This is a genomic window from Flavobacterium glaciei (assembly GCF_003350545.1).
Lineage (GTDB): Bacteria > Bacteroidota > Bacteroidia > Flavobacteriales > Flavobacteriaceae > Flavobacterium > Flavobacterium glaciei.
In genome coordinates this window covers 16,873-42,843 of sequence record NZ_QQBA01000011.1, presented here as the reverse complement: position 1 = coordinate 42,843, position 25,971 = coordinate 16,873, and the positions used below count along the sequence as shown (strand labels likewise).

Below are 25,971 nucleotides of genomic sequence, written 5' to 3'. Positions count from 1 at the left end.
TTTAAAAATAACAATACATGAAAGAAAAATCAACAAAAGGAATTTGGAAAGTTATTTCTGCATCCTCAATGGGTACCATGATCGAATGGTATGACTTTTACATCTTTGGAAGTTTAGCAGTTGTAATTTCAACAAAATTTTTTCCATCGGATAATCCCACAGCTGCGTTCTTATCTACTTTGGCAACATTCGCAGCTGGATTCGTAGTTCGACCTTTCGGAGCTCTTTTCTTCGGAAGATTAGGAGATTTAATTGGAAGGAAATACACATTTATGGTTACATTATTATTAATGGGTGGAGCTACATTCTTGATAGGTTGTATCCCAAGTTATGAAACCATTGGTTTTATGGCACCTTTATTAGTATTAATTCTTCGATTACTTCAGGGTCTTGCACTGGGTGGTGAATATGGTGGAGCAGCAACCTATGTGGCCGAGCACGCTCCCGTCGGGCAAAGAGGATATTGGACTTCTTGGATTCAGACAACCGCAACAGTTGGTTTGTTCATCTCTTTAATGGTAATTCTTGCTACAAGAAATGTCTTAACTCCAGAACAATTTGATGAATGGGGATGGAGAGTTCCGTTTTGGTTATCCATAGTTATGGTTGGAGTTTCGTATTTGATTAGAAAGAACATGGATGAATCTCCAGTTTTCGCCAAAGCTAAAAGCGAAGGAAAAACAAGTACAAATCCTTTGAAAGAAAGTTTTGGAAATCGTTACAATTTAAAATTTGTATTGTTAGCTTTATTCGGAGCTACAATGGGACAAGGAGTTGTATGGTATACGGGTCAGTTTTACGCGATGAATTTCATGAAAACAGTAATGTCTATTGACTCCTCTCAAGTGGATACTTTATTAGGAATTGCGTTAATTATTGGCACACCATTATTCGTGTTTTTTGGTTGGTTGAGTGATAAAGTAGGTAGAAAATACATTATGATGGGAGGAATGTTATTGGCTATTTTACTATACAGACCAATTTACAAACAAATGTATGAAACCACATCGGTAAAAAACAAAACCGAAATGGTCGAAAAAACTACGGTACTTGCTGAATTGAAAGAAAACAAAAAGCAAACCAAAGATTCTATTTACACTACCAACAAAGAGTATGCAGATGGAACAACATTAGTAGAAATAAAAACGGTATCTTTAGAAAACGGTGTGGCTAAAGTTGTGGATGGAAAACCTAAAGTAGAAACCAAAACAACTATCAAAATTAACTCTAGTGACAATTGGGCTTTGATATTTCTAGTTTTTGTACAAGTAATATTTGTAACTATGGTTTATGGACCTATTGCGGCGTTCTTGGTTGAAATGTTCCCGGTAAAAATTAGATATACATCAATGTCATTACCATACCACGTAGGAAATGGAATTTTTGGTGGATTACTTCCCGCAATTTCAACTTATTTTGTGACTAATGCAAAAGACTTAGGCCACCCTGAATTTTACTTGGAAGGACTTTGGTATCCAATTGTTATCGCTGCAGTCAGTTTTGTAATTGGAATGGTTTACATAAAAAACAAAGATAAAAACGCTCACGTATAAAAAACACAAATATGAAATAAGCATAATTGTAATTGGGTTACAAACACCAAATATGATATGCAAATTACATACAACCGTTTAAAAATAATAAATATCAATATATGAATCAGATAAAAAGAATATTAGGATTGGTATGGATCGCATTTGCAGCTGCAGCAGCTTATTTTTGCATCTTTACTTTTGGATTGCCCAAGTTTATGTCAGGAAAACAAGAGGATTTAGTCTTTGGAATAATTATCCTTTTTATACTCACACCGTTAATCGTCTTAGGCTTAGGCACCTTTGGTTATTACTCCTTGATGGGTGATTATGACGAAAAAAATAATTAACTAAACTAATAATAGACAGTCTCTGCATGCATTTGTAGAGATTGTCTATTTTAAAATTAAAAACCCCGATTCAAAAATAGAATTGTTAAAAAGTTAAAGCAATACTGCTAAAAAGCAAATTGCACCTTCTTATGAAAAAGAGACATGAACAAAAGTTGGTTATCCTTTCAATGCTAATATTATTAGCTTTGAACGTACCACTCTTGCTGTTATTTGACAGTTCAAAACCGCTTTTCGGGTTTCCAATTATTTACATTTATATCTTCTCGGCATGGCTATTTTCTATAGGCATATCGTACCTAATAATAAAAAGATATTATGAATAGCATTGGACTCTTATTAATATTAGTACTTTACTTGTCGATTCTTTTTTACATTGCCTATTGGTCTGAAAAAAGAAGCCATTCTAAATGGACAAATAATCCCTACATCTACTCCTTTTCATTAGCCGTTTATTGTACAGCCTGGACCTACTATGGAAGTATTGGTGTTGCTGCTGATTCTGGCTTGAGTTACTTACCCATTTATTTAGGTCCCATATTAATTATCCCGACATGGATGATTATTCTCAAGAAAATTATCCGAATTTCGAGAGTAAATAAAATTTCCAGCATTGCAGATTTTATTTCTTTACGATACGGAAACAGTAGATTTCTGGGAGCATTGGTAACTATGATTTGCATTTTTGGAATCTTACCCTATATATCATTACAACTAAAATCAATTTCAGACACCTTTCATATTGTTACAAAAACACAGGCCAGTTCAAATATTTTTACAGATACTACAACTTACGTATGTCTTGCTCTAGCACTTTTTGCCTCTTATTATGGAACCAAATATGTTGATGCATCTGAGAAAAGACGCGGAATCGTAACTGCCGTAGCTATGGAATCTATTTTGAAGTTAGTTTTCTTTTTGATCGTAGGTATTTATGTTACCTATTTTGTTTTTGACGGTTTTGATGACATTTATCAAAAAGCAGCTATCCTTAAAGATTTTGGCAAAAAAAATACGATTGGTGGCATTACAAACGGAATCAACTGGTTCTTCCTTTGTATTCTATCCATGTTTGCTATTTTCCTTTTGCCAAGACAATTCCATACTGCGATTGTCGAGAACAATAAAGAAAGCCACATCCGAACAGCCATTTGGCTTTTTCCGTTGTACCTGCTACTTTTCAACCTTTTTGTTTTTCCAATAGCTTGGGGCGGCAATATTCTTTTTGAAGGCAAAGGAAATAATTCAGATACGTATTCCTTATTGATTCCACAGTTTTTTGACAATAATGTATTGACAGTTATGGTTTTTCTGGGTGGATTTTCGGCAGCTATTTCTATGATTATTGTATCTTCAATAGCTCTTGCTACTATGTTAAGTAACAACTTATTGATTCCGTATGGATTTATAGGTTCCTTAGAAAATTCGTCACAAGAAAAAAACAACAAACGCATCGTAAACAGTCGTAAAATCGGAATTTTTTCTCTAATTATTTTGGCCTATGCCATCTACAGATTATTTATTCTAGACTATTCACTGGTTTCAATCGGTTTAGTAGCTTTTGTAGTCATTGCCCAATTAGCGCCCTCCTTTTTTGGCGCTATCTTTTGGCGACGAGGCTCAAAAAATGGCGCTATCACAGGAGTCATTCTCGGATTTGCTGTTTGTTTTTACACCTTACTAATTCCGTATGCAACTGGAATGACCAATTCAGTCAGTCTTTTTGTTACCGAAGGACCTTGGGGCATTTCCCTCTTAAAGCCATTTCAACTTTTTGGATTGGATTATTTAGAGCCTATTCCGCATGCTGTTTTTTGGAGCTTATTAATTAACATCATGAGTTATGCTGCAGTATCGGTGAGTTTCAAAGGAAATTACAGGGAACGCAATTATGCCGAAATGTTTGTAGATATTGACAAGTACATTACCAATCATGAAAATGCATTTGTGTGGAAAGGTACCGCTTACATCTCTGACATTCAAAAAGTATTGCAACGTTTTCTAGGAGAAGAAAGAACCAAACGTGCACTTACTATTTTTAATTTAAAATACAACATTGACAAAAACATAACCACGGCCGATGCCCGATTTATAAAGTTTGCCGAGAATTTATTAACAGGTCACATTGGTACGGCTTCCGCCAAAATATTAATATCGAGTGTGGTCAAAGAAGACAAAATCAGTTTACCCGAGGTATTGCGAATTTTGGAGGAATCCAAAGAAAACATCATCATCAACAAGAAGTTGACGGATACATCAAACGAATTAAAAAAAATATCGGAACAGTTAAAAAATGCCAATCAAGAACTAGTCAACAAAGACATTCAAAAAGATGAATTTCTGGATACAGTTACTCACGAATTGAGAACGCCAATAACTGCGATTCGTGCCGCGACGGAGATTCTTCACGATGACGAAGACATTCCAGAAGAATTGAGAAAACAGTTTTTACAAAACATCATTTCGGAGTCAGACCGATTGAATCGTCTGATTGATAAAATTTTAGATTTAGAAAAATTTGAAACAGGAAAACAAAAAATATATTTATCTAAAAACGACATTACAAAAACCATTAAAAACACGATCGATTCCCTGAATCAATTAATCAAAAACAAAAATATAAGTATTGAATTTGCTGATTCTAACAAGGTAATTAAGGCTTTCTATGATGAAGAACGAATCGTTCAGGTCATTCATAATTTAGTTTCAAATGCCATAAAATTTTGTTCAGAAACAAACGGAAAAATTGCTATTTCTATATTTGAAAATGAAACCAATATAGAAGTTAAAATTCACAATAACGGAAAAGTTGTTAAAGAAGAAGACGCCGAAGCAATTTTTGACAAATTCTATCAATCTAGAAACCAGAATATCAAAAAACCAACTGGAAGCGGCTTAGGATTAGCTATTTGCAAACAAATCATAGAACACCATAAAGGAAATATCTGGAGTGAAAGTAATGTTACTGACGGAGCCACTTTCATCTTTACATTACCTAATTATAATACAACAGAAAATAGTTGAAAAATGAAAAAGATCTTAATTGTAGATGATGAGCCAAACATTGTAATGGCTCTAGAATACACTTTCAAAAAGAACAATTTTGAAGTTTTCATAGCGCGTGACGGCCAGGAAGCTTTAGACATTTTAAAAATACAACTTCCAGATGTAATTATTCTGGATGTGATGATGCCCATGGTGGATGGTTTTGCCACATTAGAACAAATAAAAAAAGACGAACGACTGCGGCATTGCAAGGTCATATTCCTTTCGGCAAAAAACAAGGAAAAAGATATTGAAAAAGGACTTTCATTAGGAGCTAATTTATATGTAGTCAAGCCTTTTTCAGTAAAAAAATTAGTCGAGCAAGTTCATGAATTAATACAATAAGAAACAAATTCAACACAATGGAATACAAGGAAATTTATGAGGACAGTATTGCACATCCAGAAAAATTCTGGACAGAACAAGCTGATGCAATTGAGTGGTACAACAAACCGGAAACAATATTATCGAAAGACGAAAATGGATATCCGCTTTGGTTCAAAGATGGAGAATTGAACATTTGTTATTTGGCGTTAGATAAGCACATTCAAGATGGTTGTGGAGATCAGGTCGCTTTTATTTATGATTCTCCTGTGACACAAACCGTAAAAAAATATACTTTTTCAGAAGTAAAAACCGAAGTGGCAAAACTTGCAGGTGGTATGCAATCACTGGGATTAAAAAAAGGAGACACAGCCATAATTTACATGCCTATGATTCCACAAACTGCATTTGCAATGCTGGCTTGCGCTAGAATTGGCGTGATTCATTCGGTTGTTTTTGGAGGTTTTGCGCCACATGAATTGGCCATCAGAATCGATGATTGCAAACCCAGAGCTATTATCACCGCTTCTTCTGGAATAGAAGTCGACCGTCTGATAGCGTACAAACCATTAGTAGATGAGGCCATTGCATTGGCAAGTCACCGACCAAAAAAAGTAATTGTTTTTAATAGAAAATTAGGCGCCCGAATTCCGTTTAAAAAATATGATGTGGATTATGATGCATTAGTTTATGGTTCAGAAGAAGCGCCTTGTGTTCCTGTTAATTCGAATCATCCGTTGTATATTTTGTACACATCCGGAACTACAGGAAAACCTAAAGGAATTGTTAGAGATACTGGTGGTTATGCCGTGGCATTGCAATTTTCGATGAAATATATATACAATGTAGCGAAAGATGAGACTTTTTGGGCAGCATCGGATATGGGTTGGGCAGTGGGTCACAGCTATATTCTTTACGGACCATTATTAAACCGAAATACTACCATAATTTTTGAAGGAAAACCGATAAAAACTCCGGATGCAAGTACTTTTTGGAGAATAATTTCGGAGCACAAAGTGGGCACGATGTTTACGGCTCCAACTGCCATTCGAGCCATCAAAAAAGAAGATCCTGACGGAGAATTCATCAAACAATATGATTTGAGCGCTCTTAAAAATCAATTTTTGGCGGGAGAACGTTGTGACAATGCCACATTAGAATGGTATCAAGAACACATTCCTATTCCTGTAATTGACCATTGGTGGCAAACAGAATCTGGCTGGCCCATGATTGCCAACTCCCTAGGAATCGAAAAAATGCCAGTCAAATCTGGCTCAGCTACAAAAGCAGTTTGTGGTTATGACATTCGGATTTTCAATGAAAACGGACAAGAACTAGGTCCAAATGAAGAAGGGCTAGTGGTCATAAAATTACCTTTACCTCCTGGAAATATGTTGGGTATTTGGGAAAACGAAGCACGTTTCAAAGCTGGATATTTCAGTAAATTTGACGGTTATTATTTGTCTGGTGATGGTGGTTACAAGGATGAAGAAGGTTATATTTTCATCACCGGAAGAACGGATGACGTGATAAATGTAGCGGGACATCGCTTGTCAACGGCTGAAATGGAAGAAGTTGTTGCTTCTCATCAATCTGTTGCTGAATGTGCTGTTATTGGAATTCACGATGAGTTGAAAGGACAAATTCCTCTGGCTTTGGTAGTAACCAAATCAGGCGATACAATCGAACATTATCAATTAGAACAAGAAATTATTAAACTGGTTCGCCAGCAAATTGGGGCAGTTGCTTCATTGAGAAATGTTGTAATTGTACAGCGATTACCCAAAACATGGTCTGGCAAAATCCTCAGAAAACTAATGCGTAGCATTGCTGATGGCGAGGAATTCCAAATTCCGTCAACCATTGATGACGAAACTATAGTGGAGGAAATCAGTGCAACATTAAAAAAATATAAAATAGGAGTTTTTAACACATAAAATCAACGCTAATCATGAGTTACTATCAAATAAATAATTTAGAAGAATATTTTAAACATTACAAAAAATCAGTACGTGAGCCAAAAAAATTCTGGGAAAAAGTGGCTTCAGAAAACTTTACATGGTATCAAGAATGGGATAAAGTAGTCGATTTTAATATGGCTGAGGCCGATATTAAATGGTTTACCAATGCTAAAGTAAATATTGTAAAAAACTGTATTGACAGGCATCTTGCAAAAAAAGGTGACAAGACCGCAATCATTTTTGAACCAAACGACCCAACAGAACAAGCGCTGCACATCACTTACAATGAATTGTACGAACGTGTTAGCAAAATGGCGAATGTTTTAAAAGAACAAGGTATACAAAAAGGAGATCGTGTTTGTATTTACTTACCAATGATTCCTGAATTAGCCATTACTACTTTGGCTTGCGCTAGAATTGGAGCCATTCACTCGGTTGTTTTTGCAGGATTTTCGGCTTCGGCAGTTGCGGCAAGAATCAACGACAGCGAATGTAAAATGGTCATCACCTCAGATGGTGGGTATCGCGGGAACAAAACAATCGATTTAAAAAGTATCGTTGATGAAGCCTTATTGAATTGTCCTTGTGTAGAGAACGTTCTAGTGGCTAAAAGAATCAACTCCACGATTAATATGAAAGAAGGTCGTGACCAATGGTTGCAACCTCTTTTAGACCAAGCTTCGGATAATAATGTGGCTGAAATCATGGATGCCGAAGATCCTTTGTTTATCCTTTATACTTCTGGTTCAACTGGAAAACCAAAAGGAATGGTACACACTACGGCGGGTTACATGGTGTATTCTGCCTATACATTTAAAAACGTTTTCAACTATGAAGAGAATGATATTTTCTGGTGTACTGCTGATATTGGCTGGATTACCGGACATTCCTATATTCTTTACGGGCCATTATTGAACGGAGCTACAACGGTAATTTTCGAAGGCGTTCCGTCCTATCCTGACTTCAGTCGCTTTTGGCAAACCATCGAAAAGCACAAAGTTACCCAATTTTACACGGCACCAACAGCGATTAGAGCTTTGGCAAAAGAAAGCATCGAATACGTGCAACGTTATCAATTGACCTCTTTGAAAGTAATTGGGTCTGTGGGAGAACCCATCAACGAGGAAGCTTGGCACTGGTACAACAACCACGTGGGAGACAAGAAATGTCCTGTGGTGGATACGTGGTGGCAAACAGAAACCGGAGGAATTATGATTTCGCCAATTGCTTTTGTAACGCCAACAAAACCAACCTACGCTTCATTACCATTACCTGGAATCCAGCCCGTTTTGATGGATGAAAGACGCAATGAAATTGAAGGCAATCAGGTTACCGGAAGCTTGTGTATTAAATTTCCATGGCCAGGAATTGCCAGAACGATTTGGGGCGATCACCAGCGATATAAAGACACTTATTTCTCTGCCTTTCCAGGTAAGTATTTCACTGGCGACGGTGCTTTGCGTGACGAAGTTGGATACTATAGAATTACAGGCCGTGTTGACGATGTAGTTATTGTTTCGGGACACAATCTAGGAACTGCACCAATAGAAGATGCCATCAATGAACATCCTGCGGTTGCTGAATCAGCCATTGTGGGTTTCCCTCATGACATCAAAGGAAATGCTTTGTATGGTTTTGTAATTCTAAAAGAAACCGGAGAATACAGAGACAGAGAAAACCTAAGCAAAGAGATCAATCAGCACATATCAGATCATATTGGACCAATTGCCAAATTAGACAAAATCCAGTTTGTTTCTGGTTTACCAAAAACTCGTTCCGGTAAAATCATGCGTAGAATTCTGCGCAAAATTGCTGAAGGTGATTATTCTAATTTTGGAGATACCTCAACATTGTTGAATCCTGAAATTGTGGACGAAATCAAAGACGGTAAAATTTAATTTTTAGTTTTAATTTGTTGTTGAAAAACTGCTTCATAAACGGAGCAGTTTTTTTATGTAAAAAAAGGCTGTCTAATTAAAGACAGCCTTTCAAACACTTAAAACAAAACAAACAAAACATATTATTCCTTAATGAATTTTAATACCTGAACTCCATCGTTATCATCATACGCTTTTACTAAATAAAGGCCCTGATTCAAATCACTAACCGAAAATTGAAATCCTGCGGTTTGATTGGCATCAAAACTCTTTATCAATTGTCCTGTGATGGAATAAATCTGAACTTTAGAAGTCGCTGCATTCAAAGTAAAATAACTAGACGCAGGATTTGGATACAACAAAACTGATGGTGTTTTTTCATAATCAGCTATTGCTAAAGAGGCCATCTTGTTTCCATAAATTCGAAATTCACCCGGTGGAATCGTTATAGGGTCATTTACATTAGTCACCGTGATTGTTGTATTATCCATCAAATTATACCACTGCCCTGTATAAGGAAATCCTGTTGCCACATTTTGCGTGGTTACGTTAAAATTAGACAATATCAAAACATCTTTCAATTGGGTTGACGCCAAAGAAGCATTTGTTATTTTGATGTTTGGATACAACGAATTCGTATTTGCCATTGTTGCAGTTCCTGAAAACACAGGTTCTACAATTTTCATCGTAATCATTTTTGCCCAATCGTTATAAATTTTATTTCTGTTGGTATCACCAAGCCAATTACTCGCCCATTGTGGTTGTGGTTTTGTATCTAGCTTACAATCCCCAGACGTTGCATCCGATGGAGTGTTTACAGTACCATTGTTACAGGTAAAAATAGAATTTTCCCAACCTAGTTCTCCAAACTGCCAAATCATCTTTGGTCCAGGAACTAATAAAGAAACGGCTCCAATTGCTGACATTCGGGATAAAGCAATATTTAATGTTTTTACATTATGAGCTGCATTAGCACTATTCCCGAATTGTAAATTTTTGTACATCAGTCGCTCCTCATCATGACTTTCGGCATAACCTATAAGTCTGTGAGCCTCAAAACCTCTACTAGAACTATTCATACGAGAAATATTTCCAGAATATCCCATAGACAATTCATTATAAGGATTAGTCATTATTCCCCACATCATAATTCCTTTACTTGGCGTTTCATTTATTCTGTAATTTGCCCAAAGCTGCTCTTCATCATCATTTCCTAAGTGTTCAAAAATTGTGTAATGCGTTGGGTCTAAACTCCAAGAATAATCAGCATATTTTTGCAAAACAGCCACTCGATCTGATTGCTTAACACCAGTACAAGCTTCTTGACCACCAACTACATTTGCAGGACAATTTTGAGTAAATCCTTTGGTTAAATCCCAACGGAAACCGTCAATTTTATATTCTTCAACCCACTGTTTGATGACACGTTGCACATAGTTTTGTGTTCTTGGCTGTTGATGATTAAAATCTTCTCCAACATTATAACTGTGCATTGCTGTTGAGTTAAAATATGGATTTTCTGAAGAAGGAGAACCCCAACCATCGCCGTCTGCATCGTTCATCCACATGCGTACCATTGGATTTCTTCCAAAAGCATGATTCAGTGCGATATCAAGAATAACAGCTATTCCGTTTTGATGACACAAATCAATAAACTCTTTTAACTTATCTGAAGTACCGTAAAATTTATCTAAAGCCATGTGAAAAGAGGTATTGTATCCCCAACTTTCATTGCCTTCATATTCCATCACAGGCATTAACTCAATTGCGTTTATCTTCAAATTTTTGAAATAATCGATTTTATTGATTAAGTCCTGATAGCTTCTGTTAGCATCAAAATCACGCACTAGCAATTCGTAAACCACCAGTTTTTCTTTAGCAGGCTTAACAAAATTTGTAGTAGCATTACTCCATGCATAAGGCGTTTTTCCTGTTTGTAATACCGTCACTTCCCTCTCTTGACCCGCTGGATACACCGGTAAATTTGGATAAGTCGAAGCAGGAATATAAGGATCATCAAAAGGAGACAAAACCAATGTCGAATATGGATCAGCGGTTTTGACTAATGAAGGCGTTCCTGCAATCGGACTAGCATCAACTACCCAATACTGGTATGTATAATTTGTCCCTGAAACCAATCCAGTCAATTCTAACCAAAATTTGCCCGAAGCCGGATCTTTTTTCATGGCAAAAGAACCCGTAGGTTGCCAATTATTGAAGCTTCCAGCAACGTAAATAAAATCTTTGAACGGCGCATCCAACACTAAAGTTGCTTTTGTAGCATCAGTAGCATTATAATTTATTCCGTCTAATAAACCTGCGGGCATCGACTCGCTAACTACATTTGGATTCACAATAGCACTGAACTTTTTAGTAATAACCGTGGTTCCTTGAGTAACCTGCAATTCGTAGTTTTGATTTCCTGTAATATTTGTGTGATTATAAGAATAACTAGAAGTAGCTGCGTTTGTATTTAAAGTTGTACCATTCGCCTTTAATACATAACTAGCATTTCCACCGGTATTAGTAGCTGAAATACTTAAACTCCCGCCTGAAGCAATAATTGTAGAACTATTTTCAGCCGGTGTTGATAATGTCACTTGATACGCACCCACTTCAACATAATTATCTTGGGATTTTCTGTCTCCTGTCCCATCTTTAGCTTTTACAAGAAAACCGATTCTACCTATTCCATTTCTGTTATAGAAAACATTTGGAGTAAATGTAATTCTATAGATATCTGCACCTGCAGTGTAGGTTAATTTATTTGCTTCATTAGATGATGTCCATGAACCATTTGTTGGACAATCTAAACTGTTAGCATCATTCGTATCATAAGACCAAGCCCACAGATACAAAGAATGATCAGAAATTCCCCAAGCTGCTTCATCTACAGAACTTCCGCTAATAGTTACGGTAATCGATGTTGTTTCTTCAAAAGGATTAGGGCTAATCGTATTTACCACCGTTTGTTGCTGAGCCGAAGCCAATATTGACAGGAATAGCGATACTAAAAGTATAATTTTTTTCATAGCTTTTGGTTTTATAAAAAAAGGGCTATTCATAAGATAGCCCTTTCAAATTAAAAAAATATTATTGTTTAACCATAGTGTAAGTGTATGCTCTTGGATTACTTAGATCTAAAGTGATTAAATAAATTCCCGCAGTTGTACTTATATTTGTTCCACCGCTTTCCAAACTACCGTTTGCACCGGTGTCACCAAAATTATAATCCCAATTGTTATTAGCTCTAAATTTCATTCCGTTATCTGGAGCAGATTGAGTTGTTAAAGTTACAGTTATAGTCCATTTTTTAGTAACTTTATCATAAGTCATTGGCGTATCTAAGTCCCAACCGCCTGGTGTACCATTACCTACAATTCCCCAAACCATTTTAGTCGCTTTGTAAGTTAATTTTTCAGTATCTACTTCCATTTTATAATACCCAGCAGCAGGAATTTTAAGATTATCTCCTGTAAGCGCCAATGTCCCTGGAGTTGCTCCCGCAGCATATTCCCCTTTCCACTCTGGGAAACTTGTGAATTTATATTCTGCGTTAGCATCATTAAAATTAATGTACCCTTCAAAATCTACTTTACCAAATCCTGAAGCAGAAAGTTGTGGCGATGTAGCAGGATCCCAATCATTAGGATATCCAGAAGCCTTCGCGTAACCACCAGGAACCCATAATTTAGGGTTTTCAGTTGTGTAAGGAGTAACAACGATTCCTACTACGTTAGAAAGCATTGGCGCCATTGCACCTGCAGTAGATTTTACTCTAACTTCTAATTCAGCAGGAGCAAAAGGTGTTAATTTAAGTGCTAATGCAGCATTATTCATCGCTTCTACAGTAACTGAAACTTGATTTCCAGCAATTACAGATCCAATAGCTTGTGGAGTCTTAAATGCATTTCCTTTTTTATCAACTTCAACTGCATAAGTGATTTGAACATCACCGCCGTAGTTAGCAGATTTCCATGTAAAACGTTCCGCTTGTGCAGTTGCGTTTTCTGGTTTTAAAACATATGCCGCACCAGCTGTTGGAGCAGTAATTACAGGCGCATCAACACCTTCGATTACGGGTCTGTCCTGAACATCTTCTACGCTGCAAGACAAGGCAACTACTGCAAATAAAGCAATTATTGATCTAGTTATATTTTTCATTTTTATCGATTTTTTTAATTATTAGTATCCTGGATTTTGTTGTAATTTACTATTTGAAGCTAAAGCTAATGCTGGAATAGGGAATAAATCTCTGAAAGATTGTGTTGGTGATCCACCAGCAACTCCGCCTTTCCAAGGCCACAAATAACTACCTCCAGTAAATTTACCAAAACGAATCAAATCCGTTCTTCTTTGTCCTTCCCAATGCAATTCTCTTGCTCTTTCGTCAAGTATGAAATCTAAGTTTAGGTCTCCTGTAGTTACTGTCGCTCCTTTTGCTCTTGTACGTAATGCATTAACATACCCTACAGCTGTTGCAACATTACCACCCGCTCCTCTTACGGCACATTCAGCGTACATTAAGTAAGCATCTGCCAAACGAAAGATTGGATAATCAGAATCCGAGAAATTCCCTGCTTTATCTGAACCTGGTGCTCCAGCTACGGTTACGTTTCTAAATTTCTGAACCGCATATCCATCTGTAAAAGTACCTATGTTTTTTATTTCTTTACTTTGACCATCTTTGTAAAATTGTCCACGTGTATCCGTTGTGTTTGCACTGAACTTATCAACAAAAGCTGCCGTAGTTCTGATTCCTGCCCATCCACCGTTGATACCAAACTCAGAAGCTTTCATACTTCCGCCTACTGGCGCGTGCGTTAAGAAGGTAGTTCCACCGTACGTTTGTGTACGAAGACCATCAAAAGCAATAGCAAAAATGAATTCGTTTTGCGCTCCATTTTTATCATTGTCAGCAAAAAACAATTGGTTATAATTAGTATGCAATTCATAAGGAGAAGCAATCACTTTATTAATCAAACCAATTGCATCAGCATATTTATCAGTTCCTACATATACCTTTGCGTTCATGTACAATTTAGCTTGCAACATCCAAGCAGCTGCCTGATCTACACGAAATGCTTCATTCGTTTTTGGAGCTTTCAATAGAGCAGTAATTGCTGTTAACTCTTCATCAACAAATTTGAACAATTCAGCTCTTGAAGCGTACTCTGGGTAAAAGAATGTACTTGGCGAATTTTCTGTTACCAAAGAACCTCCACCAAAAGTGTCTATTAAATGCCAGTATGTCATCGCTCTCAAGAAACGAGCTTCAGCTCTGTATGTTGCAATTTCAGCTTTTAAAGCCGCATCAACACCTCTAGCTGTTAACTTTTCATCTGTAGTTTGTCTTAAAAACTCATTACAGTTTACTATTTGAAAAGAGAAACGTGCAAATGTAGCTGCAATAAAACGGTCTAATGATGTCCATGTTTGAGAATGAAAATCTTTAATTGTTCCGTCATTCCAGGCAATAACTGCTTCATCAGTAGTTAATTCTTGCATTAACCAAAGTCCTCTAATATATTGGCTTTCCCCTTCATCAATTCCAGAGATATCAGGAGATCCTGAAGGTCCCGATTGTCCTGAGGTAGCAAAACCCGCATATAATTTGGCTAAATTTTGTTTATAAGAAGCCGCATCGGTAAAAAATTGTTCTCCTGGAATGGCATTCTCACTTTCTGGAGCTTGGTCTAAATCATCTGTACACGATGGGAATAACATCACCAACAGTAACAATGAAATACCCAATAATTTTATTTGTGTCTTTTTCATTTTCTTGTTATTTGTATTAGAAATTAACGTTTAAACCTAACGTAAAAGTAATTGGTCTTGGGTATAAATTATTATCAATACCTCCTGAAATTTCAGGATCTATTCCGCTATAATCTGTTATTAATAAAACATTTTGAGCAGCTAATGTCAATTTAATTAATGAATTAGAGTTTTGTTTTTGATTAAAAGTATAACCGATACTTACATTATCTAATCTCACAAATGAGGCATCTTGAATGTAGTAATCTGATTCGTATCTTTTCGAATCTTGCGAAGCAAAATTAGTTTCTAATACATTAGCTACACCATTTGACAAATCAGTCTCTCTTAACAATATATTTTGGTAAGAACCATTGTTAGAATCGACATTATTGTAGTTATAGTTACCCCAAGAACCTCTCCAGTTCATAGCCATATCAAAGTTTTTGTAGGTTACACTTGTATTAAAACCGTAAAAAACATCAGCAGCTGGTTTGTGAAAACGGTATTTATCTTGCTCGTTTACAATTCCATCTTTATTTCGGTCGATAAAAACACCATCTATTGGTTTTCCGTCAACACCGTATCCTTGTTCATATACAAAAAATGAACTCGGAGAAAATCCTACTTGGTGATTCTGGATTGTATTCCCCGTTGCACCTGCATAACCTCCTACATTTATTCCAGGTGTATTGTCAAGTGTAGTCGTTAACTTGGTGATTTTTGAATCTTGAAACGTTACATTACCTCCTAATGTCCATTCGAAATTATCTGTTTTAACTGGCACTACCTCAGCAGCCAATTCAATACCTTTATTTTCTATAGTTCCAATGTTGTAATTGTCATAATTTGAGAATCCAAAGAATGATGGATTTTGTGTGTACAGTAATAAATCTTCTGTATCTCTTTTGTATAAATCGATACTACCATTAATTCTGTTGTTTAAAAATCCATAATCAAGACCTAAATTCATCGTTGTAGTCTCTTCCCACTTCAAATTACTATTGTAAGGTTGTGGTCTGTATGTATTAGTAAAAGTATTACCAAATTGATATTGTGCAGTACTATTAGATATTAAATACAATGGAATAGATGGATAGCTAACACCAATATCTTGCTGTCCTGTAATACCCCAACCACCACGAAGTTTTAAAGTAGAAATACTTTCAATATCTTTCAGAAAGTCTTCTTCGTTCAATTTCCATGCTAAAGCAACTGCTGGGAAATTTGCCCAACGATTTTCTTCAGTAAATCTTGAAGTCCCATCACGTCTGTAAGACAATGTCAATAAATACTTGTCAGCGATAGAGATATTTGTTCTTGCGAAAAAAGATTGTAAATTCACTCTTGATGGAACTGGAACTCCTGCCACAGTTACATTGTTCTCAAAATTGTAAGATGATCCATTCCCATTATCTCTGAAATCTTGGTAAGAATATCCACCAGTCAAATCGATTTGTGTGTTAATTGACTCTACTTTTTTATTATAGTTCAAGTACAAATCCATCAATTTGTTATTTCTGGTACTAGTATTTTCGTACGTATTATTGAATCCTGAACCAGGTGTTCCATTTAGATATTTAGCATCTGTATTACCATAAGACCTTCCGCTCAACTGATCGTAACCTAAATTAGCAACTGCTTTCAATTCCGGCAAAAAGTGCATTTTATATTCGGTTTGAATATTTCCAATGCTTCTGTATGAAGTTCCGTAGTTGTTTTGTTGTTCGATTAATGATAACGGATTTCTACCTGCCAATTGATTCAATTCTTCCTTTCCGTTATTTAAATTATACCATTGGTAATAATTTCCGTCAGAATCTCTAGTAATTCTTTGAGTAGGATCATAGCTAATTGCAGCGCCTATAGCCCCACGATTACTGTAATTATTTTTAATCAAAGACGTGTTGTTGTTTAATTCAATTTTTAGGTGGTTATCCAAGAAATTTCCTGTGACATTTACACCTAAAGTTGATCTTTCCATATTGTCTCTTTTTAGGATACCATTTAAATTAGCATATCCTACAGAAGCTCTGTACACAACATTATCAACCCCACCGCTCAATGCGATATTGTGGTCTGTACCTATTGCTGTTCTGAAAATTTCATTTTGCCAATCTGTATCTGCATCACCCAGTAAAGCTATTTGAGCAGCTGTTCCGTTTGCATTTACAAAATCTCTAAATTGTGTACTATTCAAAGCATCTACTTTGTTCACTATTTCTGAAACTTGGAAATTTCCATTATAATTCACCTTTATTTCACCCGCTTTTCCTCTTTTAGTAGTAATGATAATTACCCCGTTAGAAGCACGAGAACCGTAAATAGCAGTTGCCGAAGCGTCCTTTAATACCGAAATAGATTCGATATTGTTTTGATTGATTGTTGACAATGGGTTTCTACCACCCGTAATTCCACCTGCAGCAACTGGAATACCATCAATTACATATAAAGGATCGTTATTTGCAGACAAAGAAGATCCACTTCTGATTCTAATTGTAGCACCTTCACCTGGAGATCCTCCACCATTAATAATTTGCAAACCAGCAACTTTACCCTGAATCATCTGATCCGCAGAAACTACAGGTCCTTTATTAAAATCTTTAGTTGTCAGAACTGTTACAGATCCTGTAGCATCTTTTTTCTTAACAGTACCGTAACCCACTTGGATTACAACTTCTTTTAGTTGATTAGCATCTTCTTCTAAAGAAACGTTTATTGATTTTTGGGCAACATAATCCACAACAGTATTTTTATATCCGATATAAGAAAAAACGATTTTATCGCCTTTCTTAACATTAGATAACTGATATTTACCATCAAAATCAGTAGAAACACCATTAGCCGCACCTTGCAAATTTACATTTACCCCAGGAATTGGCTGTCCTGAGACTTTATCAAGAACAGTTCCGCCAACAGTATTCTGAGCTAGAATACTAAAAGGGAGTAGCAGTACTAAAATCAACAACTTTTTATAAATTGTTTTCATACTTTTTGTTTAAATTAATTTAATTTTTTTTTGAGTTTTCAACCTTAACTATTACTTCGAATGTTAAATTTATGTAAATTTTATCACGCCCGACAACACCACTTTTTATTTGACTTACGAAAACGTAATAGTGTTGAAAACTTTCTGATTAATGTAAATTTTAACCTGATTAATTACCATTTATAAAATTTAATTTTATCTTTAGTAAGAATTAATACTTTTACCACATTTTCAACATGAAAAGGAAAATAACGCTCAAACAGATTGCAAAAGAATTAGATGTATCCATTTCTACCGTTTCAAAGTCATTGAGAAATAGCCTGGAAATAGGTGAAGAAACTAGATTAAAAGTGCAGGCATTTGCTAAATTTTACCACTACAAGCCAAACAATATTGCACTTAGTTTAAAAAACAGAAAAACTAAAACAATTGGAATTATTATTCCTGAAATAGTACACCACTTCTTTTCAACAGTCATTAATGGAATCGAACAGGTTGCAAACGAAAATGGATATAGCGTTATCATCTGCCTATCAGACGATTCATTTGACAAAGAGGTCCTTAATATGGAAATGCTCGCTAATGGAAGCATCGACGGTTTCATCATGTCACTTTCTAAAGAAACCCAATTTAGAGGAGATTTTCACCACATCACCGAAGTCATCAATCAAGGAATGCCTGTTGTAATGTTTGACAGGGTTACTAATGAGATCCTTTGTGATAAAGTAATTATAGACGACAAATCTGCCGCATATGAAGCTGTTCAAAGTTTGATTGATAAAGGACGAAAAAAGATTGCACTTGTTACCACTGTTGATTATGTTAGTGTAGGAAAACTGAGAACAGATGGATACACAAAAGCACTTCTTGATAACGGAATCCCCTTTAATGAAAAACTAATCATCAAAATTGAAGATATAGACACTTGCGAAATCACTATTGGAAAATTATTAGAAGACAAAGCTATTGATGCCGTTTTTGCTGTAAATGAACTTTTTGCCGTAACCATAATCAAAACTGCTAATAAAATAGGGCTCAATGTTCCTAAAGACCTAGCCGTTATTGCCTTTACAGATGGTATTATTTCCAAATATTCTACACCTACTATTACTACCGTAAGTCAGAGTGGAATAAAAATGGGAAATAAAGCTGCAAAAATGCTAATTGAAAGACTGGAATCCGAAGAAGATGAAGAGGATGAGAATTACAAAACGGAAGTAATTGAAACGCATTTGATAGAAAGAGAATCCACTAATTAGTTTTTATTTGTTAGTTTATTCATTACTACAACCTTGTAGTTAAAAATGTTTCCTTTTATTTCTTTCTGAAAAACAAAAGTTTGAAATATATTTTTATATTTACCACTTCAAAGCTTTCACTTTTACTTCGAAAATAAGACAAGTTTTGATAAGCATAGCGCTTATCGTATTAATTTTTAAATTACGATAATGGAAAAGCGTGAATTAAGTTTCTGGCAAATTTGGAACATGAGTTTCGGTTTCTTGGGAATACAATTTGGTTTTGCACTGCAAAACGCAAACACTTCAAGGATTTTTGAAACATTAGGTGCTAAGGTTGATGAAATCCCTATCTTATGGATTGCTGCTCCTGTAACAGGTTTAGTTATCCAACCCATAATTGGTTACTTTAGTGATAGAACTTGGACAAGATTAGGCCGACGCAGACCTTATTTTCTGATAGGCGCCATTTTATCATCAATAGCCTTGTTTATAATGCCCAATTCCCCTTCGTTATGGATTGCCGCAGGAACATTGTGGATGATGGATGCCTCAATCAATATTTCAATGGAACCTTTCCGTGCCTTTGTTGGGGATAATTTACCCGAAAAGCAGCGTACTTTAGGTTTTGCGATGCAAAGTTTTTTCATTGGATTGGGTGCCGTAGTTGGTTCATTACTTCCTTATATTTTTACAAACGTTTTTGGCGTAAGCAATACCGCAACTGAAGGAATTATACCAGATTCTGTAAAATGGTCCTTCTACATTGGTGGAGTTGTCTTTCTGCTAGCTGTATTATGGACAGTTTTTAAATCTACAGAATATACTCCTGCAGAATTAGAGGCTTTTGAACAAAAAGACAAAGACACTAAAGAAGTAGCTCCAATTGAGACTGAGTTGGAGGCTAAAGCAAATATCAAAAGACAATTTAATTTAGGACTTATAATGTCTTTGTTAGGAAGCGTCATTTCTTTTCTTATTTACGAAAACGAACTTACTAAAGAGCTATACATTTTATTTGTTGGATTAATTATGATAGGAATTTTATTCATGGTTTCCGCCAGACTTAGAGTTGTCCAAATAAAAAATGGTTTCACAATCATCATGACCGATTTATTGAACATGCCCAACACTATGAAAAAACTGGCTTGGGTTCAATTCTTTTCATGGTTTGCACTTTTCTCAATGTGGATTTACACAACACAAGCCGTAACGCAGCATATTTTTGGGACAACAGATACAACTTCAAAAGTGTACAATGATGCTGCTGACTGGGTATCCGTACTTTTTACTGTATATAATGGAGTAGCCGCTGCAGTTGCTTTTTTACTACCTGTAATTGCAAAAAAAGTAGGCGTTCGATACACACATTTATTGGCTTTGTGCTTTGGTGGTGTAGGATTACTTTCTATTTATTTTATTGGAGACAAATATTTATTATTAATCCCAATGTTAGGAGTAGGTATTGCTTGGGCAAGTATTTTATCAATGCCTTACGCAATGTTGTCAGGGGCTTTGCCAGCCGCAAAAATGGGTTATTACATGGGAGTTTTTAACTTTTTTGTAGTTATTCCTCAAATTGTTGCTGCTACAATCTTAGGTTTTATTGTAAAACAATTTTTTCAAAACGAACCTATTTACGCATTATTAATTGGCGGAGTATCGATGATATTTGCCGGTTTACTTACCCTTAGAGTAAACAACAGAACAAAAATTGAAATTCATGAATAATACAAAAGCATTTATATTCGATCTAGACGGAGTGATCGTTGACACGGCTAAATACCATTATTTAGCGTGGCAAAAAATCGCAAATGAGTTACATATCGAATTTACACACGAACACAATGAATTATTAAAAGGAGTAAGTCGAGTGCGCTCTCTTGATATTATATTAGAGTTAGGAAAAGTAACCGCTTCGCAAGAAGACAAAGACCGATGGTTAGTTCAAAAAAATGAAGACTACTTAACCTATCTAGTTGACATGGATGAAAGCGAAATTCTTCCAGGAGTTTTTCCTATTTTAAAATTTTTAAAAGAAAACAAACAACCTATCGCATTAGGTTCTGCCAGTAAAAACGCCAGACCTATCTTAGAAAAAACAGGACTACTTCCCTATTTTGATGCTGTTGTTGATGGTAATGATGTGACCAATGCCAAACCAGATCCTGAAGTTTTCTTGATGGCTGCAAAATTGTTAAACATCTCTCCAGAAAACTCGATCGTTTTTGAAGATTCAGTAGCGGGTGTTCAAGCGGCTAATATTGCAAATATGATTAGTGTAGGAATTGGAGATGCAACTACTTTGCATGAAGCGAAATATATCTTTAAAGACTTTACGGAGATAGAAACATCATTCATTGCAAATTTGATAAAATAAAACGAAATGTATTTTTAAAGTTTTGAGACAACTTGAAACCTTAAACTTTAAACAAAAAATAAAATGAATCAAGATTACATAAAACCAGACAATTGGTCTATCATAGAAGAAGGATTTGATGCCGAACGTGTAAAATCATCCGAAAGTTTGTTTAGTATTGGTAACGGTGCTATGGGACAACGTGCTAATTTTGAAGAAAGCTACACAGGAGAAACCTTTCAAGGAAGTTACATTGCCGGAATCTATTACCCCGATAAGACAAAAGTGGGCTGGTGGAAAAACGGATATCCAGAATATTTTGCTAAAGTATTGAATGCACCTAACTGGATTGGGATTGACATTGAAATCAATGGCGAAAAATTCGATTTAAATACTTGCAGCAGTATCAAAAACTTTCGCCGTGAGCTAAATATGAAAGAAGGTTGGTACCACCGTTCTTTTGAAGCTACATTGAAAAACGGAACTGAAATCGCAGTTAGTATTCGTCGTTTTCTTTCTATCGTTCTAGATGAAGTTGGGGTTATCAATTATCAAATCACACCTTTAAACAAAGATTCTAAAATTGTTTACAAACCGTATATTGATGCTGGTGTAACCAATGAAGATGCGAACTGGGAAGAGAAATTCTGGGAACCGCTTGACGTAAAAAAATCAGGAAATGAGGCTTTTGTTACGGCTCAAACCTTCAAAACTCATTTCAAAGCAACCACTTTCATGCAAAACACCATTTTGACAAATGGTGACAAAACAGGAATTTCTCCATCTAATATTGAAGCTACTACTGATAAAATTCAGTTTAGCTATGATGTAATTGTGGCTCAAGGCCAAAAATCATCCATCCAGAAAATTGGCGGATACACCGTTTCCTTAAATCATGAAAACACAGTAACTGCTGCCGAAAAAGTGATTCAATCCGCTTTAGCATTAGGCTATAACCAAATGTTACAGGACCAGATTGATGCTTGGGCAAAAATTTGGGAAATGTCAGATATTACTATTGATGGCGATGTAAAAGCACAACAAGGAATTCGTTTCAATATTTTTCAATTGAACCAAACCTATCTTGGTAAAGATTCGCGCTTAAATATTGGGCCTAAAGGTTTCACTGGAGAAAAATACGGAGGTTCTACCTATTGGGACACTGAAGCGTATTGCATTCCGTTTTACATGGCGACCAAAGACCAAGAAGTAGCTCGTAATCTGTTGACCTACCGCTACAATCAATTGGACAAAGCCATTGAAAACGCAGCAAAATTAGGATTTACAAACGGTGCCGCTTTGTACCCAATGGTGACCATGAACGGTGAAGAATGTCATAACGAATGGGAAATTACCTTTGAAGAAATTCATAGAAACGGAGCCATTGCTTTTGCCATTTATAACTTTTACAGATACACAGGCGATTATAGCTATATTCCTGAAAAAGGATTGGAAGTACTTATTGGGATTGCACGTTTTTGGCACCAAAGAGCCAACTTTTCGACGAATTTAAACCAGTATGTAATTCTTGGTGTTACAGGTCCAAACGAATATGAAAATAACGTAAACAATAATTTCTACACTAATTATATTGCAAAGTGGTGTCTAGAATACACTTTCGAACAAATTAAAAAAGTGTCTCTGGAATACCCTGTAGATCACAAACGAATTACGGAAAAAGTAAAAATCACAGACGCAGAATTACAATCTTGGAAAAAAGTTTCAGATAATATGTATTTCCCTTTTTCGGAAGAGCATAATGTCTACTTGCAACAGGATGGCTTCTTAGACAAGGAATTAGTTCGCGTAGCTGATTTAGACAAAAGCCAAAGACCTATCAATCAAAAATGGTCTTGGGACAGAATTTTACGTTCACCATACATCAAACAAGCCGATGTTTTGCAATGTTTCTATTTCTTCGAAGATCATTTTTCGAAAGAAGAACTAAAAAACAACTTTGAATTTTACGAATCCTTTACGGTTCATGAAAGTTCACTTTCGCCTTGTGTACACTCTATTCAAGCCGCTTTACTGGACAAAATGGATATGGCGTACACGTTCTATTTAAGAACTTCACGCTTAGACCTAGATGATTACAACAAAGAAGTGGAAGAAGGCTGTCATATTACCTCAATGGCGGGCACATGGATGAGTATCGTAGAAGGTTTTGGTGGAATGAGAATTAAAGAAGATACACTTCATTTTTCTCCAAAAATTCCAAAAGAATGGGAAGGTTATTCGTTTAAAATCAATTTCAGAAACCAAATTTTAAAAGTAGCGATTAATCATAAAGAAACTTCCTTCTCTATTGTTGGCGACAAAGAATTGACAATCGTTGTAAACGGAAAATCAGTTGTAATAACTCCTGGAAATTTAATTACTGTATAACCATTTGTTAGAACTTGTAGTTTATTCTATCATTTGACTCAAGCCTTAGCAAGCTAACCAATAATCCCAATTCACATTGGGATTGTTTTTATGTAGCTGATTCATAATTCTAATTACATCAACTAATAATTCCCTGACAAAACCGATCTATTATTTGTCAATCTCGTTAAAAATTTAATGTAATCAACGTATTTCACCATGAATAAAATTATTTCTTTACCTTTCCAGAATAGGAACTTTTTAAAAAAAATAACCTTATTCCTTTTTTTTATGTCTGTAACCTTACACGCTCAAATCGATAAAATGGAACCTCCGTTTTGGTATGCTGGAATGCAAAATCCAGAGCTGAAAATTCTGTTTTATGGCAAAGACATTTCTCAATACCAGGTCACGGTTTCTAATGGTATAAAAATAATTAATGTTAAAAGAACGGAAAACCCCAACTACATTTTTGTAACCATTGATACCAAAAAAGTGGAGTCCTCTGATTTTGTGTTTACTTTCAAAAGTAAAAATAAAGAAACCCTTTTGCAAAAATATTCATTGCGCCAAAGAAGACAAAACTCAGCTCAACGCAAAAGTTTCGATTCTTCTGATATGATGTATTTATTGATGCCAGACCGCTTTGCTAATGGAAACAGCAACAACGATAGTGAAAATACGACCCAAGAAAAATACAATAGAGAATTACCTGGCGGAAGACACGGTGGCGATATTGAAGGAATTATAAAAAACTTAGATTACATTTCGTCATTGGGTGCAACAACCATTTGGAGCACGCCTCTATGTGAAGACAACGATGCTAAATTTTCGTACCACACTTACGGGCAATCTGATGTGTATAAAATAGATCCTCGTTACGGAACCAATGCCGATTATGTTAGACTCGCTGCTGAAATGCACAAGCGAGACATGAAACTGGTGATGGATTATGTTACGAATCATTGGGGAATTGAACATTGGATGATGAAAGATTTACCTACAAAAGATTGGATCAATCAATTTGATACCTACACGCAAACCAATCATAAAAGAACGGTTATCCATGACACCAACGCCTCTGAAATTGACAAAAAAATAGCTATTGACGGCTGGTTTGTTCCCTCAATGCCCGATTTAAATTTGAGAAATCCTTTGACTTTAAAATACCTGATTCAAAACGCCATTTGGTGGATTGAATACGCTGATTTAGATGGTTTCAGAGTCGACACTTATAATTATTCCGACCCACAAGGCATCGCAGAATGGACAAAATCCATTACTGATGAATACCCAAATTTTAATATTGTTGGGGAAGTTTGGATGCAAAGTCAGGCGCAAATGGCGTATTGGCAAAAAGATAGTAAAATAGCTGAAATCCAAAACTACAACTCGTATTTGCCTAGTGTAATGGATTTCACTTTATATGAGGCGACAACCAAAGTTTTCAATGAAGACGATGGAACTTGGGATAAAGGAATGGTAAAAATATATGACAATTTTACCAATGATTTCCTGTATCCAAACATCAATAATATGTTGATTTTTGTCGAAAATCACGACACCAATCGCATCAATCAAACGTACACTAACGACATCAGAAAATACAAAATGGCCATGACTCTAATAGCAACCGTTCGTGGAATTCCGCAATTGTATTACGGTAGCGAAATAGGTATGGCCGGTGATAAAAATAAAGGAGATGCTGATATTAGGCATGATTTCCCTGGTGGATGGGAAGGTGACGAGAACAATGCTTTTGTCAAAGAGGGAAGAACTCCGGGTCAAAGTGAGTATTTTGATTTTACATCTAAATTATTCAATTGGAGGAAAACAAAACCAGCCATTCATACTGGAAAAATGATACATTACATTCCAGAAAATAATGTTTACGTGTATTTTAGATACAATGCAGCCGAAACAGTAATGGTTATAATGAACAACAGTAACGAAACCAAAACGGTAAAAACTGATCGTTTTAAAGAAAACATCAAAAACTTTACATCAGGAAAAGATCTAATTTCTGAACTTACATTTGATGTTACCAACGAAATTATAATAGAACCTAAGTCGGTTTTGATTTTAGAGTTGAAGTAATTAACATTCTATCAGAAAAAGCATAAAACAAAAGCACTTGACAGAAAATGTATCGCTATTATTTCAACTTATATG

15 protein-coding genes are annotated in these 25,971 nt (G+C 35.7%); 11 read left to right on the top strand and 4 right to left on the bottom strand.

Annotation, left to right across the window (positions count from 1 at the left end; all coding sequences use genetic code 11):
- Positions 1-17 precede the first annotated feature (17 nt).
- From DFR66_RS10355 to acs, 6 genes are all read left to right on the top strand, one after another.
- Complete coding sequence (locus DFR66_RS10355) at positions 18-1,553, top strand: MFS transporter (RefSeq protein ID WP_114754774.1); 1,536 nt, start codon at positions 18-20, stop codon at positions 1,551-1,553.
- A gap of 101 nt (positions 1,554-1,654) precedes the next feature.
- A complete protein-coding gene (locus DFR66_RS10350; protein WP_114754773.1) occupies positions 1,655-1,882 on the top strand; it encodes a DUF6814 family protein in 228 nt (75 codons plus the stop codon).
- A gap of 318 nt (positions 1,883-2,200) precedes the next feature.
- Complete coding sequence (locus DFR66_RS10340; RefSeq protein WP_114754771.1) at positions 2,201-4,906, top strand: sensor histidine kinase; 2,706 nt, start codon at positions 2,201-2,203, stop codon at positions 4,904-4,906.
- A gap of 3 nt (positions 4,907-4,909) precedes the next feature.
- Positions 4,910-5,272, top strand: a complete 363-nt coding sequence (locus tag DFR66_RS10335; RefSeq protein WP_114754770.1) for a response regulator transcription factor — start codon at positions 4,910-4,912, stop codon at positions 5,270-5,272.
- A gap of 17 nt (positions 5,273-5,289) precedes the next feature.
- Positions 5,290-7,188, top strand: coding sequence for an acetate--CoA ligase (locus DFR66_RS10330; RefSeq protein ID WP_114754769.1), 1,899 nt, complete (start codon positions 5,290-5,292; stop codon positions 7,186-7,188).
- 14 nt (positions 7,189-7,202) lie between these two features.
- On the top strand, positions 7,203-9,110 hold the full coding sequence (acs, locus tag DFR66_RS10325) for an acetate--CoA ligase (RefSeq protein ID WP_114754768.1): 1,908 nt from the start codon (positions 7,203-7,205) through the stop codon (positions 9,108-9,110).
- A 122-nt stretch (positions 9,111-9,232) separates the two neighbouring features.
- Here the strand turns inward: acs and DFR66_RS10320 are convergent, their stop codons facing one another.
- The 4 genes from DFR66_RS10320 to DFR66_RS10305 form a co-directional block, all read right to left on the bottom strand.
- Positions 9,233-12,121: an alpha-amylase family glycosyl hydrolase gene (locus tag DFR66_RS10320; protein ID WP_114754829.1), complete on the bottom strand. Its 2,889-nt coding sequence runs from the start codon at positions 12,119-12,121 to the stop codon at positions 9,233-9,235.
- A gap of 61 nt (positions 12,122-12,182) precedes the next feature.
- Entirely contained in the window at positions 12,183-13,253 is a 1,071-nt protein-coding gene (locus DFR66_RS10315) for a SusE domain-containing protein (protein WP_114754767.1), read from the bottom strand.
- Between the two features lie 21 nt (positions 13,254-13,274).
- Positions 13,275-14,867: a RagB/SusD family nutrient uptake outer membrane protein gene (locus tag DFR66_RS10310; RefSeq protein WP_114754766.1), complete on the bottom strand. Its 1,593-nt coding sequence runs from the start codon at positions 14,865-14,867 to the stop codon at positions 13,275-13,277.
- A 16-nt stretch (positions 14,868-14,883) separates the two neighbouring features.
- Entirely contained in the window at positions 14,884-17,835 is a 2,952-nt protein-coding gene (locus DFR66_RS10305; RefSeq protein WP_114754765.1) for a SusC/RagA family TonB-linked outer membrane protein, read from the bottom strand.
- Positions 17,836-18,071: 236 nt separating this feature from the next.
- Here DFR66_RS10305 and DFR66_RS10300 point away from each other — a divergent pair, with 236 nt between their 5' ends.
- From DFR66_RS10300 to DFR66_RS10280, 5 genes are all read left to right on the top strand, one after another.
- Positions 18,072-19,094, top strand: coding sequence for a LacI family DNA-binding transcriptional regulator (locus DFR66_RS10300; protein ID WP_114754764.1), 1,023 nt, complete (start codon positions 18,072-18,074; stop codon positions 19,092-19,094).
- Positions 19,095-19,283: 189 nt separating this feature from the next.
- A complete protein-coding gene (locus DFR66_RS10295) occupies positions 19,284-20,804 on the top strand; it encodes an MFS transporter (protein WP_114754763.1) in 1,521 nt (506 codons plus the stop codon).
- Positions 20,797-21,453 (top strand): beta-phosphoglucomutase, encoded by a 657-nt coding sequence (gene pgmB / locus DFR66_RS10290; protein ID WP_114754762.1) that lies wholly within the window; start codon positions 20,797-20,799, stop codon positions 21,451-21,453. The genes DFR66_RS10295 and pgmB overlap by 8 nt, the downstream gene beginning before the upstream one ends.
- Before the next feature lie 63 nt (positions 21,454-21,516).
- On the top strand, positions 21,517-23,820 hold the full coding sequence (locus DFR66_RS10285; RefSeq protein ID WP_114754761.1) for a glycoside hydrolase family 65 protein: 2,304 nt from the start codon (positions 21,517-21,519) through the stop codon (positions 23,818-23,820).
- 270 nt (positions 23,821-24,090) lie between these two features.
- Positions 24,091-25,896 (top strand): glycoside hydrolase family 13 protein, encoded by a 1,806-nt coding sequence (locus DFR66_RS10280; protein ID WP_242008667.1) that lies wholly within the window; start codon positions 24,091-24,093, stop codon positions 25,894-25,896.
- The last annotated feature ends 75 nt before the right edge of the window (positions 25,897-25,971 follow it).